General features: G+C 32.2%; 9 protein-coding genes and 1 pseudogene. 9 read left to right on the forward strand and 1 reads right to left on the reverse strand.

Annotation, left to right across the window (positions count from 1 at the left end; all coding sequences use genetic code 11):
• Positions 1–23: 23 nt before the first annotated feature.
• Positions 24–1,352 (reverse strand): branched-chain amino acid transport system II carrier protein, encoded by a 1,329-nt coding sequence (brnQ, locus tag KTT71_RS02995; RefSeq protein WP_216782368.1) that lies wholly within the window; start codon positions 1,350–1,352, stop codon positions 24–26.
• Between the two features lie 1,296 nt (positions 1,353–2,648).
• Here brnQ and accD point away from each other — a divergent pair.
• The 9 genes and pseudogenes from accD to nusB all read left to right on the forward strand — a co-directional run bounded on the left by accD (position 2,649) and on the right by nusB (position 18,205).
• Positions 2,649–3,551 carry an acetyl-CoA carboxylase, carboxyltransferase subunit beta gene (accD, locus tag KTT71_RS03000; RefSeq protein ID WP_216782369.1) on the forward strand — a complete coding sequence of 301 codons (903 nt, stop codon included), beginning with the start codon at positions 2,649–2,651 and terminating at the stop codon, positions 3,549–3,551.
• A 146-nt stretch (positions 3,552–3,697) separates the two neighbouring features.
• The gene (gene folC / locus KTT71_RS03005; protein WP_216782370.1) at positions 3,698–4,990 is read left to right on the forward strand and encodes a bifunctional tetrahydrofolate synthase/dihydrofolate synthase; all 1,293 of its coding nucleotides are present in this window, start codon (positions 3,698–3,700) and stop codon (positions 4,988–4,990) included.
• A 936-nt stretch (positions 4,991–5,926) separates the two neighbouring features.
• Complete coding sequence (locus KTT71_RS03010; RefSeq protein WP_216782371.1) at positions 5,927–6,457, forward strand: CvpA family protein; 531 nt, start codon at positions 5,927–5,929, stop codon at positions 6,455–6,457.
• 1,305 nt (positions 6,458–7,762) lie between these two features.
• The gene (locus tag KTT71_RS03015) at positions 7,763–8,341 is read left to right on the forward strand and encodes a UbiX family flavin prenyltransferase (protein ID WP_216782372.1); all 579 of its coding nucleotides are present in this window, start codon (positions 7,763–7,765) and stop codon (positions 8,339–8,341) included.
• Positions 8,342–11,714: 3,373 nt separating this feature from the next.
• Positions 11,715–13,736, forward strand: coding sequence for a DNA helicase Rep (rep, locus tag KTT71_RS03020; RefSeq protein WP_216782373.1), 2,022 nt, complete (start codon positions 11,715–11,717; stop codon positions 13,734–13,736).
• A 1,274-nt stretch (positions 13,737–15,010) separates the two neighbouring features.
• Positions 15,011–15,337 carry a thioredoxin TrxA gene (gene trxA / locus KTT71_RS03025; protein WP_216782768.1) on the forward strand — a complete coding sequence of 109 codons (327 nt, stop codon included), beginning with the start codon at positions 15,011–15,013 and terminating at the stop codon, positions 15,335–15,337.
• A gap of 446 nt (positions 15,338–15,783) precedes the next feature.
• Positions 15,784–17,043 (forward strand): transcription termination factor Rho, encoded by a 1,260-nt coding sequence (rho, locus tag KTT71_RS03030; protein ID WP_216782374.1) that lies wholly within the window; start codon positions 15,784–15,786, stop codon positions 17,041–17,043.
• Positions 17,044–17,293: 250 nt separating this feature from the next.
• Positions 17,294–17,766 (forward strand): annotated as a pseudogene (gene ribH / locus KTT71_RS03035) (6,7-dimethyl-8-ribityllumazine synthase).
• Positions 17,767–17,785: 19 nt separating this feature from the next.
• The gene (gene nusB, locus KTT71_RS03040; protein WP_216782375.1) at positions 17,786–18,205 is read left to right on the forward strand and encodes a transcription antitermination factor NusB; all 420 of its coding nucleotides are present in this window, start codon (positions 17,786–17,788) and stop codon (positions 18,203–18,205) included.
• Positions 18,206–18,737: the final 532 nt, after the last annotated feature.

The following is an 18,737-nucleotide window of genomic DNA, read 5'->3' on the forward strand; positions in this document are numbered from 1 at the left end:
ATGTCATTTGATATCTATCAAAACTAATTTGAGTTATGCACCACAACTTTTCGAGAACGCATCTTGCGATCATACACCCCTGCAATCACTAACATTAAAAGTGATGGAAGACACCATGCAAGACCTTGATCTGATAATGGCCAATTTTCAATACACACAGGTAAATTAATATGCGGCATAGCCCCTTTAAAAGCATCCAGAGCGCCCAATACCAAGCTTACAATAATCACCGGGAAAAATACACGTGTAACATCATGCCACCAGCGCACAGTGAAGCTTAATAACACTAAAAGGATACATGGTGGGTAGATCGTTCGAAGCACAGGTATAGAAATTTGAATTAAATGATTCATGCCAAGATTAGATAGTATCATTGATAAGAAACCTAGAATCAATACCAAGATACGATAACTAAACGGCAGGTACTGAGAAAAAAAATCGGCCGAAGCACATGTTAGCCCAATAGCTGTTACCATGCAGGCAATAAAAATCAGGGCAGCGAGGAATAGGCTACCTAGCCTACCAAAGGTATGATGAACATAAGCATGCAGGACAACTGCTCCATTTTGCTCATCTGCCGCGACTAACCCCCCACTACTAGAGCCAAGTTGAAACAAGCTGAGATAGACTAAAATCAAGCCAATACCAGCAATAAAACTTGCCCATAAGGCGTATCTAGTTAATAATCGGCTACCAACCACGCCGCGGGAACGAGCTGCATTAACTATTACACTACCTAATAACATGGCTCCTATCGTATCCATAGTCAAATAGCCGTTTAAAAATCCACTAGAGAAAGGATTTTCCTCATAAATTTTAATTGCTGGTATATACGAACCATATGGAAATAAAACGGCAGCAATACCTAGCATAGCCAATGCAAAAATTTTTACAGGAGCTAAAACGTGCCCGACGGTATCGAGTAATTTGCTAGGGTACATTGATATTGCAGTAACTAGAACAAAATAGAAAAAGCTGTAAACCAGTAAAGGCATGGCACCCTGACCAGTTAAAGGCGCAATACCAAGCTCAAATGAAACAGTTGCAGTGCGTGGCATTGCAAATAATGGTCCGACGGATAAATAAGACACAATTGCCAAACTTAAGCCAAATATTCGGCCAAGTGGCTTACTAAGAGCATCAATGCTTCCTCCTGCTTTAGCTAATGCTATTAGGGTAAGCACGGGTAATATAACTGAAGTTATAAGAAATCCGGCGGCCGCAATCCAAAAGTGCTGCCCAGACTGTAAACCAACTATCGGAGGAAAAATAATATTACCTGCACCTACGAATAGCGCAAAGGTCATAAATCCCAATCCTAAAATATCTTTGAACGTTAAGCGATGATTCATAATGATATATAGTATTACCTTAATAATAGCTTCAAAAGTCAACAAATTTAGATACTATCAAATATAAATTTAAAATTTATAAAAAATTATGTATGAAAGTATATATTTTTATTCTCGCCTGTAATCCATTTATATAAGTTTAGTTACAGGTGCAGAAAAGAGGTTTAGTAAGATCTTAAAGAATCAAACTTTAATGATTAGTTCTCTCATCGCATCAAAAGGAAAGGAAGAATAGGGAAGAAATAAATTTCTAGTCATAATATAAATCAAAACACCCTAAAAGTATGGAAAAATCATAATGATCACATTTGTTATGATGTCCATTTGTCTGAATACGGTCTATAGTTATCTTATAGATTATTAAAGATGTAAATAAAGACTTGCACAAAATCACGAATAATTCAAGAAAATATTTACCGTTGAGGCAACACATCAAAAAATTATTTCAAAGAAACATAAAGATGCTATTTATGAAATTATTAAATAATTTATTATTAAAGAAATAAACTAAGACAAAAATTAATAAAACGATATACTACTTAAAGAATTAATATTGCCGAGAACACTTAACTCAATATTCTAATATCTCTATTATAAAAATAAGCTTATTAGCAAGCTATTAATACTATAATTTGTCAAATATGCAGAAACTTTATCATTATAAATTAGAAGAAAATATCAGCATAAAATAAATACTCCTAAATTTCACGGAACATTAGCATTTAAGCTAGACATTAGCATTTAAGCTAGAGTAAGTAATATTAAGAAATTAATATTGCTAATATTGATATACATTCTAAAACAAAATATGCATAAATATATCAAAGAACTCATCACTATATTAGTCTTAGAAAGACTAGAGATAAAATAAAACTGATTAAGACAACAAAATTGTAATCATAGCAAAGAGCATAAGAATCATACTTATTACATCACTATAAAAGATAAATAGATTATAGGTCCTAATATTTCCTTCCTATTAAACTTTAGTAAGAAGTATTGCGCAGAAAAATCTTTTTATAAGAAAATATATCTAATTTATTCTAGTAGAATATTAGTTACTTCTAATTTAAATCTGTATTATACCTCCTAGTCTACATAACATTCTAAGATATATAAAACATTTTTTTAGAATTTTAATTGTCGCTTTATTTTACAATTATTTTTTTAAAGTATAGCTTTGATTGTATTTTACGAATATCAAAATAACTATAAAAATGCAAGCGTGCTCTCCACAAATCGACACACAATGTATGAAAACTCGTATCACGTTCACTTAAAATAGAAAGGTCATCTATGAGCTGGATTGAACGAATTCTTAACAAAAGTAAGATAACTCACAGTCGTAAAGCTAACATTCCTGAAGGTGTCTGGACTAAATGCTATAGCTGTGGTCAAGTGCTATATCGAGCCGAACTAAAACTTAATCTAGATGTTTGCCCTAAATGTGATTACCATATGCGCATCTCTGCCCGTGCAAGGCTAGAGACTATCTTAGACAAAAGTAGCGAGATTGAACTAGGTATTGAGCTAGAGCCAAAAGATATTATTAAGTTTAAAGACTTAAAAAAATACAAAGATCGAATACTAACAGCACAGAGGCAGACTGGTGAAAAAGACGCATTAGTTGTCATGAAGGGTACATTAAAAGGTATGACTGTTGTCGCTGCATCCTTCGAGTTTGCTTTTATGGGTGGATCCATGGCTTCTGTAGTGGGAGCTCGTTTTGTTCGTGCGGTTGAACAAGCCATGGAAGATTACTGCCCATTAATTTGTTTTTCTGCTAGCGGCGGCGCACGCATGCAAGAGTCATTAATATCTCTGATGCAAATGGCAAAAACTAGTGCTGCATTAGCTAAATTGAAAGCACGTGGATTACCATACATATCTGTTTTGACTGATCCAACGATGGGGGGTGTGTCTGCGAGCCTAGCAATGCTGGGGGATATTAACATAGCCGAACCTAAAGCACTCATTGGATTTGCTGGGCCACGAGTTATAGAACAAACCGTACGTGAAACTTTGCCCCCGGGATTTCAGAGGAGCGAATTTCTGCTCAAAAAAGGTGCGATAGATATTATTGTGCGTCGTCCAGAAATGCGCGAAAAATTGGCAAGCCTCTTGGCTAAGATGATGAGAAAACCGAATCCTGTTGGCAAGGAAATAATTAGTGATATTTCACTTGAGGATGAAAGATAAGAATTATTTGTAAAATACATTTTTTCTGACATGCTCAGAAATTGATTAATCTGTTAAGCAGCAGTATGAAAGACATGCCTTAATCTAAGAAGTATATTAATACTCTTTGCACTAGTATGCACATGACTAAGGAACGATTAATTAATATGAAAATTTTTTCAATTCCTCGAGCTACATCTCCATTACGATATTGGTTATATTATCTTGAACATCTGCAGAATCAAAATATTGAACCGGGACTTAAACGAGTTAAAAAAGTTGCTAAAAGACTTGATCTTCTAAAAACCGCTCGAACAATATTTACGGTTGCAGGTACAAATGGTAAAGGGACTACATGCAGCATTTTAGAAGGAGTTTTGCTTGCCGCAGGATACCGCGTAGGTGTTTATAGCTCTCCGCATCTATTACGTTATACTGAGCGAGTCAGAATTCAGGGGAAAGAACTTAAAGAAGCGGATCATTCCTATTCCTTTGCTATTTTAGAGAAAGGTCGTTCTGATATTTCTCTGACTTATTTTGAATATAGTACCTTATCAGCGTTGTATCTTTTTCAACAGTCCGATCTGGATGTGATCATACTTGAAGTGGGCATTGGAGGACGTTTAGATGCGACCAATATTATAGACCCTAGCGTTGCCATAGTTACTAGTATTGCCTTGGATCATACCGCTTTGCTGGGGTTTGATCGCGAAAGCATCGGCCGAGAAAAAGCCGGTATTTTCCGCGCTGGAATTCCAGCTATTATAGGTGACCCTGATATGCCAGATACTATGCGTAAGGTTGCTACAGAAAAAGGTGCAACTCTTTATCGTCGTAGAATTGAGTGGGATTTTAGCACAAACAATCAAGAGTGGATATGGCATAGTGCATGCACAACATGGTCGCATTTACCACTACCACAAGTACCACTTCCTAATGCTGCAACTGCATTAGCTGCGCTGAACTACTCTAATATTAACATTGATGAAAAGGCAATAATTCATGGTTTGGTAAGCACCTTTTTGCCTGGACGTTTTCAAGTTATAAACACGGAACCTCTTCTGATCCTCGATGTGGCGCACAATCCAGACGCAGCAAAATATTTGGCCGGACGATTACGAGAATTCATCAACAATCGACTTAATAAAAAAATACAGCCTGGCTGTCTACGTGCAGTCGTGAGTATGCTGGCAAGCAAAGATGTATCAGGAATGATAGAATACATGAAACCTTTGATTCATTACTGGTATTGCGCTCCATTAAAAGAGCCGTATGGAGCTTCAATTGAGCTCTTGACCAAATATTTGGATAAACCTAATATTTTTAAAAATGTTAAAAAAGCATGGATAGAAGCGATGAAAGATGCTACACCGCAAGATATTATTATTGTTTATGGTTCTTTTCAAACTGTTGCAAGTGTCATGGAGGCACTAAATAAGGAAGATGCAAGTGACAAATAAGTTTCAAAATAGATTAATTGGTGTGGTTATAATCATCGCACTAGGTATCATTATACTGCCTAATTTATTTCACAGACAGAAAAAACACTATCAACATCAGTTTACCGCTATTCCCTTAATACCTAAACTTAGAGAGAACGTTTTAAATCATATTATGCCTCCGATAAATCAGCCACTTAGTAAAATACCTAACATATCACAGACAGCAAATACTAATAATACGAACAACGCCATTATCAATATACAACATCAAAGTCTTAATTAAATATATACAATTAATCTCAAAATATGCACTAAGAATTTAATAAATGGTTAGGACTAAAAAAGTACAGATATAAAAGAATAGAAAAAGTAAGCTACTTATCTTGACATACGCTTACATTGATATGGTTAAAATACTTATAAAATTTTCTCATCTATAGAACACGAAGGGGAGTAATATTGCTGTTTGTGGCTCATCATAATTTAAAACAAAATTGTCATCTGACTTATCTAAGATCCATAGGATCAATCGATTCCATCGTTAGGTCTGTTCTTATAGATACAAGAAGTTATTTGGGAGAGTAATTTATTTAAAATACAAATGATTTATTTGATCAACATTTTATTTTGAGTCATATAAAAGACAGTTGTACTTATAGTACAATGACTAAAATAATTTTTAGAGGATAATTTTTAGAGCAAAGATAATAAATATCTTTAAAATGTAAAATTACTGACTTATTTTTTGATAGAAGAAAAATTATTGCATATATTTATTTCGTCTAACAAATAAAATATTCAATTATTAATTAAAATACGAACCATGAATTTATAAATATATTTTAATTTTTATTAAAAAATTGACAAGAAGATAGCCTAAATCTTTTAAAAAAAATTTTTGCTGCTATAATCTAATAATCGACAAATGAAAGATCTTTTTTAGGTTAAAAAATCGTGTTTTGGATCGATTGGGTTATTATTAGTATTATCTCTTTTTCGGCTGTGATAAGTCTGATCAGGGGATTTGTCCAAGAAACCTTGTCACTACTAACTTGGAGTACAGCTTTCTTTGTCGCCAGTTATTTTCATACCTATCTTGCTGTATACTTCACTCATTTTGAAGATGCATTAGTGCGCAATGGGATTGCTATTGCAATTTTATTTCTTGTGACACTGATTGCCGGAGCAATTGTCAACTATATAATGACTTCATTTGTTGACAAAACTGGTTTGCGGTCCACTGATTGTATTCTGGGTATTTTTTTTGGTTTGCTACGTGGGGTACTTATGGTTGCAGCAATGCTGTTCTTTCTAGATACCTTTACATCGGCATCACAAAGCGCAGGATGGAAAAATTCGCATATTATACCTCATTTCAGTTATATGATTAGTTGGTTCCTTGACTATCTGCAGAGCAAATCTAGCTTTATTCCATATTTACCTTCTATCGATTTTCCACCCGGAATAAAGATCATGAGAATTTAAAGAAAGTTACTTTAAGCTAATCTATAAATAGTTCATTAAATAAATAATGATGGAAAATATATTCCTATGAGTCTCTCATCTTCTTTAGAAATTTATTATATTTTATAGGATATTGTCCTTTCAGTTATTTGAAGTTATATCTTTTTGATTTAAAAATGGCTTATACTACTTATAATAAAATCAAGTACTACTTATCATAAGTATCATGACCTAACATCTCGAACAGATAACCTCTACTAACACAATAACTTACTAAAAAGGTATATTATCACTCACAACGAGAGTAGATAGTTATAATTACTAAAATCAAGTGCTATCAATTGGGACTAGAAACTACTCTCTTGTTAGGGGAGTCTTTTACTCTCTAGACACTGGACAGCAACTTCTATCAAAATATATTAAGATATAACATTTTTGATATGAAAAAAGTATTAAAGATTAATAATATATTTTAAATAAAATATTGATGCATTTCTATTTGATAATCTTATAATTTGTTCTTCAAAATATAGTCGATAATTTCAGTAATTTATTTGCTAATCCTGTTTATCTTTCTGTTATCAGAATAATTATCTTCTTATCATATCAGCATCCAAATATAGACTTTATTAAAGTCTAATCTCATGATGATTGTAGTATTTTATCAAAATATATCAAATATTTAGATACATAAAATTATTATGTATAAATTCTTAAACGAAAATAAACCGTAGAAATACTATGAATTAGCATAAGAAAAGAACTATCTTATTGCAATTTTATAGATATAATCATCACTATTACTATCATGAATAATAGTACGTTATAGACACACGATAAGAAAAGAGAATGAAATAATTTTTCAACATATTAAAAGAACTACTTAAAAATATTTCTATAGAAAAGTATAAAAATATTAATTATTAAACACATTATTCATGGTCATTTTAGTATATTAATTAAGAAGATTAAAGGTCTTAAGACGATGTAGTGCAGGTACTGATTAAACAAATCAGAAGATTGTAGCTTACGTCAAGAAACATTAAATTTATTTTATTTATCAAGAAATTATTTAGTTATGTTAAACTTGCCTGAATAAAAATTTTTGTTAAAAGCTTTGCTTTTGACAGAAGATATTCTTCTATAATGCAAATTATTGACTACACCGCTACAGCAGTAGAAACTGCTAACGCATATAATAAGAATATAAAGCCTGAATAATAATCAGAATAAAAAATAATGTATTATACATATTCAAATATGTAATCCTGAGCATTTTACTCTGTAAATATATTTATATTAATTTATATAATAGGTGTTATAAGAATGAAGCGTATAATTCTTGGTATCTCCGGCGCTAGTGGCATTATTTATGGAAGGCGTATGCTTGAAGTGTTGCGCAATATCACTAATATTGAAACTCATTTAATAATAAGTCATGCCGCTCGAAAAACATTAGTATTAGAGACTGATTTAAAAATAAGTGATTTACAGCGTATCGCAGACGTGATACATGATGTGCGAAATATTGCTGCTAGCCTCTCTTCTGGATCTTTTAAAACAGCAGGCATGGTGATTATGCCTTGCTCAATTAAAACTTTATCTGGGATTGTGCATAGTTATACAAATAATTTACTGACAAGAGCAGCGGATGTCATTCTTAAAGAACGTCGTCGTTTAGTACTTTGCGTACGTGAGACCCCACTACATTTAGGACATTTGCGAATGCTTACAACCGCTGCGGAGCTCGGTGCAATTGTCATGCCGCCTGTACCCTCATTTTATAATTGTCCAAAGACAGTACAAGATATTGTTGATCAAACTGTTAACCGTGTTCTCGATCAGTTTGATTTGGATCTTCCAGAAGATCTTTTTAGACGTTGGGAAGGAGAACCCAAATCCTAGCAATACCTAAATTGAATAATTAATAATTATTTTCAAATATCAATAAAATTTACAATGCATGTTTTCTGCTGTTCTCTTGCTCAATTCTCTCCTATTATTATAATTGTATCTTTCTCAAAATAGACACCTAGTGAATGGTATTATTAAGATATATTATTATATATTCTTAAAAAGGTATAAATTTTCAAGGCAATGACTAAATAATGATATTCATACTATGCTGCATACATAGGAAATAAAACAAACAAATTTATCAGGAAATCAAGTACCTAATTTATAGGTATTATATAAAATAATCATAAGTGTAAAAAATCAATATTTCAAGATCTTATTAATTGATCATCAAAATTGATATGATCTAAATTAGGAAAGTCCTGTATTGAAAATAATAAACTGTTATTTTAAGTAAGCAGTAGGCTTATCTTAAGATAAATTTGTGATTATGCCATCAATAATATTTTTTTAGATAAATTAGAAAGTAGCGGTAATAAATCGAAACAAGACTCATAAATCCGAATAATTTTATATGGTTGCCCCTTATAATATTTTTCATCACATAACACAAAACTCTTAAAAACAAACACTAATAATATATTAATCTGAGTACTCTTCCTTATTTTACTCAAAGAATAATTTAGAAGAATATAATTTTACAAAATCTACATTTTTAGCAAGAACTAATAGTAATAGATAGCAAAAAAAGGGAATAACATGAATGGTTATTGAACGTTATAAAAATAAAAATTTTAAAACAACTAACCAGCGTGCATCTTACAAGGATGCACGAGGTAAGGCATACTCGTCAACTACTGGTACAACTTTTATTCTGTTATCATGTTATTAAGAGTAATATATGTCTTATTTAGCTTATCAGTTTAATGATACAACTATTTAAAATATCAAAAGACCCAAGTTATCTATATTAATATGCCTCTATTTTAATTAAAATAACTTAAATTATTTCTATTGAAATAATAAAAACTTAAGCAGCATATTGCATAGTATTCTAGATGAACTGTTTAAACGCCTATCTTGTAGGTGTGTCCTTTGATCAAGTTACTTATTAATCATAATTTAATATTAGTTCGTTAAAAATGCGGATAAAATTAATTATCTAGAGAGCACCAAAGATAAGATTAATCTATCTTGGACTATAAATATAATTGTTGCTCTGCTTGAATGAAACCGGCTACTCCATTATTGAGTAAAGAAATCATCATTACGCATTACTATACAGGAATCCGGAGAGAAATAGATAAACGTACTAAAGAAAAATACAGTGAATCAGTCTATAACTTAGAAGGTAGATATATCACGCACAGAATTCCCCCAAAAATATTAACCGCAAGACCCAGCATCAACTTATTCACTTTCTCGTTCAGCTTTGCAAGCATGCCCCCTGAAAGAGATACACCAGCACACCTATAAAGAATTAATCTATTTTGCTCAGATCCATAATTAAAAAGACTACATTAAAAATTTGACTATGATTTATAATAACTGACTGTATTAATCTGTTGGGTAAGACTGCCTATCACTATCAACACGAAATAGCATAGAGTTTTATCGGACTCAAGGGTAATTTGGTGATCTAGGATAATACGATTTTATTTATTGACCACGATCCGCAGTGGCGACAAATATTTTTAAGGGGGGAATAATAGTATTGCATCGCAAACCTAATTCCTCATAGTGCGGTGTCAAAAGAGATCATCAGATGTAATATAGCAGGGCCATAACTTAACATAGCTGAATTCGTGGGACAATAACATTACAGATTCGAAGAGCGTAAGCAGATGTTATGCAACTGCTCTCATCTGAGAGAAATACTGTTTTCCGCTACAAAAAGCAGCAATTTTAGATATACAAGATATAAAAAATGCGGTATCCATATATTTTAAAAATCCATAACTTATATATTAAGTTTATTTGATATAACTTTTTAACCCATAGTTACTAAATTTTTAGTATTATTTGCAAATGATCGTTGACTATATCGCTAATTATGAATTAAATATGTTTTATACGCTTTTAGCGTATCTTATTTTAAATAGAGTGTCTATTGCTTAGAAGGTATCGTTGTATAACTTATTATTGATCAAACGCATCGGAAGATTGTTATGTGTAATTATGCAGCAATAACTAAATACAAAATGTAGAAAGATCGCAAAGCGTGTATAATAAATAAATATTGGGTACTACGACGCACCTGCGTGCCTCCTCATAGATGAGGAGATAGTTAATTGCTTCGGTATTTTAATAGCATAGAAAAATGTGGTACTATAAAATGGCTCTTCTTTAAGACACTCATATCATTCTACTATCTCCCAAAAACTAATAAAACCAATCAATGCAAGCAAATTTTTTAAATATTTCATGATATAAATAAGTATTTAATCTTTGTTATATGATGTCATAAATTTTTTAATTAATTTGTAATGTGATTAATATAAATTGAAACCTCCTGAACATAATAGTTCATGCAAGGAAGTACCACTATAGTCTAGAATTTAAATAGACATTAGTATAGTTTAATGTTACATGCTACGTCCTGCCCATACAATATTTTAAGATAGATATTATTAAATGTTAAATTTATAAAATAATTTATTTAATATTTTAAATAAAAGCTAGCTGATCTTTTATCTATATTGTAAAATATACACAGCTAAATTGATGAAAGATGAAAATGAATCCATGGAATAGCTGACTCTTGATTATGATATGACAATATTATAATCAAGAGTTATAGCACTGAGTCAAACAAATTATACGTAGTTATTTATTACTATTTACTATTATTTAAACTGATAATCATCTTAAGATGATTAATAAAGAAATATGAAATTATAGAGATAATATTATCTCATAAGATAATAAAACTAGTCAATCTACTGTCATGCCTATTTTGGTATTGATAAATCTTAATCGAAATCATGCGATCTTAGAGAAAATACTATTTATTTTTATCTCTTCACTATATAAAGTGGTGCAGTGTCATAAATAAGATTTTCTAATATACTTAGAAATTCAGACACCAGACAAGTGCTTTTTTAAAAGGAAATCATAAAAGTCCTATCTTCGAATGAAATCTTTTAAAATACAGAAAATTATTGTAATCTTATACAACAAGATCAAAATAGATAGTATGCAATATCAATTTTAAAACATACATTTTTAGCTATTATTTATTAAAATATGATAGATTAAACTTTTATGATCGTATTAAAATACTTGTTAATATAATGACTTTCTCGAGTGAGAGAACTTTAATATTCGGTAATATAAAAGCAACTTAGTTTCTTAGCGAGTATATTTTCTGCTAAACTTAAATTCTTTCTTATTATCTTGAATATATTAGGTTAATTTATATATGCATTTAAATACGAGCCAACAAAATGCTGTCGAATTTGTTACTGGCCCTTGTTTAGTGTTGGCAGGTGCTGGTTCAGGTAAGACCCGCGTTATTATACATAAAATTACACATCTAATTAATCAATGTGGCTACCAAGATCGACATATCGCTGCAGTAACTTTTACCAATAAAGCTGCCCGGGAAATGAAAGAACGTGCTGCTCAGCACCTGGGTAGTCAGGCAGCTCGTAGGATCATGATTTCCACTTTACATACCTTAGGCCTGGATATTATAAAAAATGAATATCAGGCATTGGGTATTAAAAAAAATTTCTCACTGTTTGATGATCAGGATCAACTTTCAATACTGAAAGATTTAAGCGAAAAATGGCTAAAGAAAGATAAAGATCTATTAAAACAACTGGTTTCTAGCATAGCAAATTGGAAACATAATCTCATTAATCCTGATCAAGCAGTAGCTCTTGCATTTTCTGAGCGTGATAAGATATTTGCACATTGCTATCATCTGTATGATTCTCATTTAAAGCCCTGCAACGTCCTCGACTTTGACGACTTAATCTTATTACCAACTCTATTGCTACAAAAAAATAGAGAGGTGCTAGAGCGTTGGCAGCAAAGGATTAATTATCTTCTGGTTGATGAATATCAAGACACTAATAAAAGTCAGTATGAATTATTAAAATTACTAATAAGAAAAAAATCTCTTTTTACCATGGTAGGAGACGATGACCAGTCAATTTACTCATGGCGTGGCGCGCGTCCGCAAAACTTGATGCTCTTAAAAGAAGATTTTCCAGGTCTACACATCATAAAACTAGAGCAAAATTATCGTTCTTCACAGCGCATTTTAAAATCTGCTAACATGCTTATTGCTAATAATCCGCATATTTTTAAAAAAAAATTATTCTCTGAATTGAGCTATGGAGAAGAATTAAAAATTCTGACAGCAAATCATGAAGACGACGAAGCGGAACAGGTTGTAGGAGAACTAATTGCACACCACTTTATTAATAAAACATCTTATAGCGATTACGCTATATTATATCGAGGTAACCATCAATCGCGTACATTCGAGAAGATGTTACTGCAAAAACATATTCCGTATAGCATCTCAGGAAATACTTCTTTTTTTTCGCGTCCAGAAATCAAGGATTTGCTAGCATATTTACGTATACTAACCAATCCAGATGATGACAGAGCATTTCTGCGTATTATTAATACACCGCGTCGTGAGATCGGACTAACAACATTACAAAAATTGGGATACTGGGCTAATCATCGCGCAATTAGCTTATTCCGAGCTAGCTTTGACCTTGGCCTCCGCCAAACCTTAAGAGGACGGGGATTAGAAACCCTCCAGTCTTTTACATCCTGGATGCAGAAGGTCTCTATACTATCAGAGCAGGACCCCATGGCTGCACTGCATGATCTGATTTATGGAATTGATTATAAGAAATGGCTACTTGAAACAGCTGTTAACCCTCAAGCGGCTGACATGCGTATCAAAAACGTCAATCAGCTGATTGTATGGATGAAAGAAATGCTTCAAGGGAATAATATAAGCGAGGCAATGACGTTGACACAAGTTGTAACGCAATTTACCATGCGTGATATGATGGCCAAGTCTGAGAATGCTAACAGCGTGGAGCGTGTACAGTTAATGACAATTCATGCCTCTAAAGGATTGGAGTTTCTTTATGTATATATAGTCGGGATGGAAGAAGGTGTACTACCTCATCATAGCAGTATATCTACAAATACAGTAGATGAAGAGCGGCGGTTAGCATATGTTGGAATTACCAGAGCTCAGAAAAAATTAGTCTTTACCTTATGTCGTGAACGCCGCCAATACGGATCATTAGTACGCAATAAACCAAGCCGTTTTTTATCGGAGCTACCACAAGAAGATCTCAAATGGAATAAGAAAGATTCAGTTATTAGCCCCCACGATGTATTACTAAAAAGGCAAAAAAGCATAGCAAATATTAGAGAGATCCTTAAAAATATTAAAAAAATATAACTAGATTTATATTATAAATATCATAAAATTAGTAATTTTAAAAGATATTCTAGATCATACCGATCTCTTTGCTGAATATTTGCTGGATATATAACTAAAAAAATCTTTATAACACTATTTCACCTAAAGTTTATCGTCTTTAAGAAGTTATTAAAATACACAAGAGCCTGCTTCTTCAGTGAGGTGTAGATTTAATGTATTAGGATGATAAAAAAGATCTTAACAAGTATTATTAAGTTCGTGGATCTTGATGATACCGTCAAGCATACCTATAAATATTACCTGACTCTGAGATTTAGATAGATCTTAGCACTAAGGATATCTATATAAAATTTTTATAGGATAGAGCACTTCTTAGTTAAATATCTTGAACAATATAGTTATGCTCTCAGTCTTGATTTGCCTAATCTTCTAGAACTAGTAGCATACTATTTATTTAAATCTAGATTAATGAATCAGGAAAGTCTTATACAAGTAAAATATGTTATCAACTCAATATTAGATATAGCTCTTTTGATTTTCTTATAGATCTTAGCGGATCTACTAAAATAATATTTTTAATAGAAGAAAAGGTTAGATATTTTACATAGAACAACGTTTACTCTAATATAGATCTGAGTATATATTTTATTCTATCCAAAATATGAATATATTCTATCTATAATATTTTGTTAAAAATTTTAGGCTAGTGCCCCTATTAATACAGAACAAATAGGTGTATTCCCTCTAAGATATCCTTATTCATAATAATATATGATACTTGATACTACAGAAATCAAAAATAAGTCATCGGATATTATAGTATAGATCAGATTAGTCTATCTGTATTTACTATTTAATTGGCAGGCTTAAAAGAATGGTAAATTTCTAAAATAGAATACATGTCTTAACTACATAGCCTATGTAACGCATAAGTATCGGAAAATTTATTATGAATCTCTATAATATGAAGCATTGATGACTAATGATATCTAACATGCTATATTGAATAATAAACTTCATAAGTAGGCATACTAATCCTTGAAATAAGGATAATGGTATTAATTCCTCTTTATCAAATCAAATGAGGTATTAAGCACATGCTCGAGTGCGCAATATATTAAGTCAAGAATCTTTTGCTTGTAATAGTGTACCATATAAGACTTCAAGCTCTATATTAACGAAAGTCTTGCTTTTAAAGACGTATTAATTGAAAAAAGAAAAAACTTTAATTGCAAGACAATCATTTTAGTCAGTTAAGATTTGAAGAAAAAATGAATCCTATGGAGTATAACATGAACGATAAAATTGTTCACCTAAGTGACAATAGCTTTGATGCTCACGTGTTAAAAGCTGAAGGCCCTGTTCTAGTTGATTTCTGGGCAGAATGGTGTGGTCCATGCAAGATGCTTGCTCCAATTTTGGACGAAATAGCAGTTGAGTACGCAAATAAGTTAACTCTTGCAAAAATAAATATAGATTCAAATCCGCAAACTGCGCCGAAATTTGGCATACGTGGTATTCCAGCGCTTCTTCTCTTCAAGAAAGGGACTGTATCTGCAACGAAAGTAGGCGCTTTATCCAAAAAACAATTAGAAGAGTTTTTGGATGCTAATTTATAATTAGTATCCTTAATTAAGATGTCGTCTAATGGTTCTTTATTTTCTTTCAGCTCACCGCTAGACGACCACTCAGAAGCATGTTAAGTTTAAGACTACTGCAATACAGTGCTTACCTGTAGTTTGAATCATATAGTTTTAACCTATAAATTTTATTCTTTTTTGAGAGCTCTATTATTTTAATAATAGTTATTATGATCGGCGTAAACTAATATGCTAATTACAGATCGTTCGCAAGAAGCTAACAAATAGACTGTAAACAGTACAGCACCTGTATATCATCAATAAATACATGATAATTAAAAGTTTAATCTCTTGATTGTGTGCAATTTATTTGCAATATCGATAGATATTAAGTGCTCTAAAGTCCAAAAACAGGAAGTGATGACCCCGATTATACCACTCACAATGAGTTCAAGATATACCCCAAGTTTAAAGAACCCACCATTATGAATCTTACCGAATTAAAGAATACGCCGGTCTCTGATCTAATCACTCTCGGCGAAAACATGGGCCTAGAGAATCTAGCCCGTATGCGTAAACAAGACATCATTTTTGCAATTTTAAAACAACATGCAAAAAGCGGTGAAGATATATTCGGCTATGGGGTATTGGAGATATTGCAGGACGGTTTTGGTTTTCTGCGTTCTGGAGATAGTTCATACCTTGCAGGTCCTGATGATATCTATGTTTCTCCCAGCCAAATACGTCGTTTTAATCTTCGCACAGGGGATACTATTTCTGGTAAAATACGTCCTCCAAAAGAAGGTGAACGATACTTTGCCCTATTAAAAGTAAACGACGTGAATTACGATAAACCAGAAAATGCACGGAACAAAATTCTATTTGAAAACCTTACTCCTTTACATGCAAACGCTCGTCTTCATATGCAACGCGGAAATGGTTCTACTGAAGATTTAACAGCTCGTGTACTTGATCTAGCCTCTCCAATCGGTCGAGGTCAAAGAGGTCTTATAGTTGCGCCGCCAAAAGCGGGCAAAACCATGTTATTACAAAATATTGCGCAGAGTATCGCTTATAACTACCATGAATGTACTTTGATGGTGCTCCTGATAGACGAACGTCCAGAAGAAGTAACAGAAATGCAGCGCTTGGTTAAGGGAGAAGTGATAGCCTCTACTTTTGATGAACCTGCATCTCGCCATGTTCAGGTGTCTGAAATGGTCATAGAAAAAGCAAAGCGTCTAGTTGAACATAAGAAAGATGTGATTATTCTTTTGGACTCCATTACACGTTTAGCACGTGCTTATAACACCGTAGTACCAGCATCAGGTAAAGTACTAACAGGTGGTGTAGATGCTAATGCTTTACATCGTCCGAAGCGCTTTTTCGGTGCTGCGCGTAATGTAGAAGAGGGGGGTAGCCTTACAATTATCGCAACAGCACTAGTTGATACTGGATCTAAGATGGACGAAGTTATTTATGAAGAATTTAAAGGTACTGGCAATATGGAGCTACATCTTTCCCGTAAAATTGCCGAAAAACGTGTATTCCCTGCTATAGATTACAACCGCTCAGGCACTCGTAAAGAAGAACTACTAACAACCTCTGAAGAATTACATAAAATGTGGATATTAAGAAAGATTATTCATCCTATGGGTGAAATAGATGCCATGGAATTCCTCATTAACAAACTTGCAATGACAAAAACAAATGATGATTTCTTCGATATGATGAAACGTTCTTAATAGCTAAAATCATGATACAAAATTATTGATTAATAAAATAATCTTCTATTGTTTAATCAATTACATTTTAAGAAAAATATCAGTCAGTCCTGAAGATTGTACTGCATTAGTATTGCCCTTTATTTTATTTTTATAATTCATTAAGTACTCAATTAGTAAAAGGCTACGAAGCAAAGAACAAAATAATATGATATATTATTAATATAATCCCTAAGAGATTTAATAGAAAATAATTTTAAGGAAAAGCTTCATGAAAACTATTGAAGTGCTAGCAGCTCCTCCGCAAGCACTCATTGCTATCACTGTTTCTAGTTTTAACAATTTTTATTAATCGCAACTTACTAAACTGTGCACTTGATTCTCTAAAGCGAATAGGACAAGTTGCCGACGAAAATATAACTATCGTTTGGGTGCCTGGTTTTTACGCCCTAAAATTTTCCGTGCGTGCGCTAACTGATACCAATAGGTATGATCTGATTATCTGCCTTGGGAACAAGTTATCCATGATGACACTGCTCAATTTGAATGTGTTACAGCTGCATATAGTTTTGCTATTTCAAGAGTTGCCATGCAAAAAATTATACCTGCAGAATTTGATCTGCTCATTACTGAAAATATAGAACAGGTCATTGAACATGCAGGGGCTAAGATGGTAACAAAAGATCAGAAGATGCTCTAGCCGCCCTTAAAATGATCAATATTATTGAAGCAATTAAAAATTAATTTTAGCAAGGATATTTTTGTGAAACCAGCTACACGTCATCGCGCCCGTGAATGTGCTATGCAAGCACTTTATTCTTGGCAAATATCTAAAAACAACATTGCTGACGTTGAATACCACTTCTTATCAGAGCCAGGAGAAAAAGATTTTGATGTTCTCTACTTCTGTGAATTGATTGCTGGAGTAGCTGTCAATGTAGAATATCTAGATAGTCTTATGATTCCAGTGTTATCGCGTCAAATAGAAGCACTAGGACAAGTTGAAAGAGCAGTTTTACGTATTGCTCTCTTTGAACTTAGTAAAAGACAAGATATACCTTATAAAGTAGCAATTAACGAAGGTATTGAACTAGCGAAGAATTTTGGTGCAAAAGATAGCCATAAGTTTATCAACGGTGTGCTAGATAAAATCGCACCAACTATTCGTCAATCTAAAAGATAGATCTTTGTTTATATTTAACTTAAGAACAAAAACTGGAATCATATTACCCGTGTTATTCGTGAATAATTTGCATAAGAATTAATCATTTAGTAAATAGATACAGAATGGATAAAATCTTTAAATAATTAGGAATTATATATATCTTCATGAAATTAATATCAGTTTTATTATTGTCGATTTTACAACCAAGTAAACCTATATCTAAGTGCTCAATAAGAAGATGTGAGACTATTATCTTCCCTGAGCTACCATTATTTGAATGATATAATTGATATTATTCCTGATATCTACATTATGGTATTTACTTGTTTATAGTATATATTCTTCTTATTCGAGTTAATGATATTTATGATTAAAACGTAATGTTATCTTATATCGGTAAAATGCATAGTAATATTGTTGACCTGAATAATATTAAATAATAAGCTCTTGACTTATTCATTGTAGACAATGTATGTTATAATGATACTTTATTTTTATAATATATTGCTTATGTATTTATAAGAGTAAGAATAGATGATTAACATAACTT

It is taken from the genome of Candidatus Profftia tarda (assembly GCF_904848675.1).
In the GTDB taxonomy this organism is placed as follows: Bacteria; Pseudomonadota; Gammaproteobacteria; order Enterobacterales; family Enterobacteriaceae; genus Profftia; species Profftia tarda.

Coding starts and splice junctions, on each gene's coding strand:
- folC (WP_216782370.1), top strand. CDS start 3,698: ATGAAAATTTTTTCAATTCCTCGAGCTACATCTCCATTACGATATTGG.
- rep (WP_216782373.1), top strand. CDS start 11,715: ATGCATTTAAATACGAGCCAACAAAATGCTGTCGAATTTGTTACTGGC.
- KTT71_RS03015 (WP_216782372.1), top strand. CDS start 7,763: ATGAAGCGTATAATTCTTGGTATCTCCGGCGCTAGTGGCATTATTTAT.
- trxA (WP_216782768.1), top strand. CDS start 15,011: ATGAACGATAAAATTGTTCACCTAAGTGACAATAGCTTTGATGCTCAC.
- brnQ (WP_216782368.1), bottom strand. CDS start 1,352: ATGAATCATCGCTTAACGTTCAAAGATATTTTAGGATTGGGATTTATG.
- accD (WP_216782369.1), top strand. CDS start 2,649: ATGAGCTGGATTGAACGAATTCTTAACAAAAGTAAGATAACTCACAGT.
- rho (WP_216782374.1), top strand. CDS start 15,784: ATGAATCTTACCGAATTAAAGAATACGCCGGTCTCTGATCTAATCACT.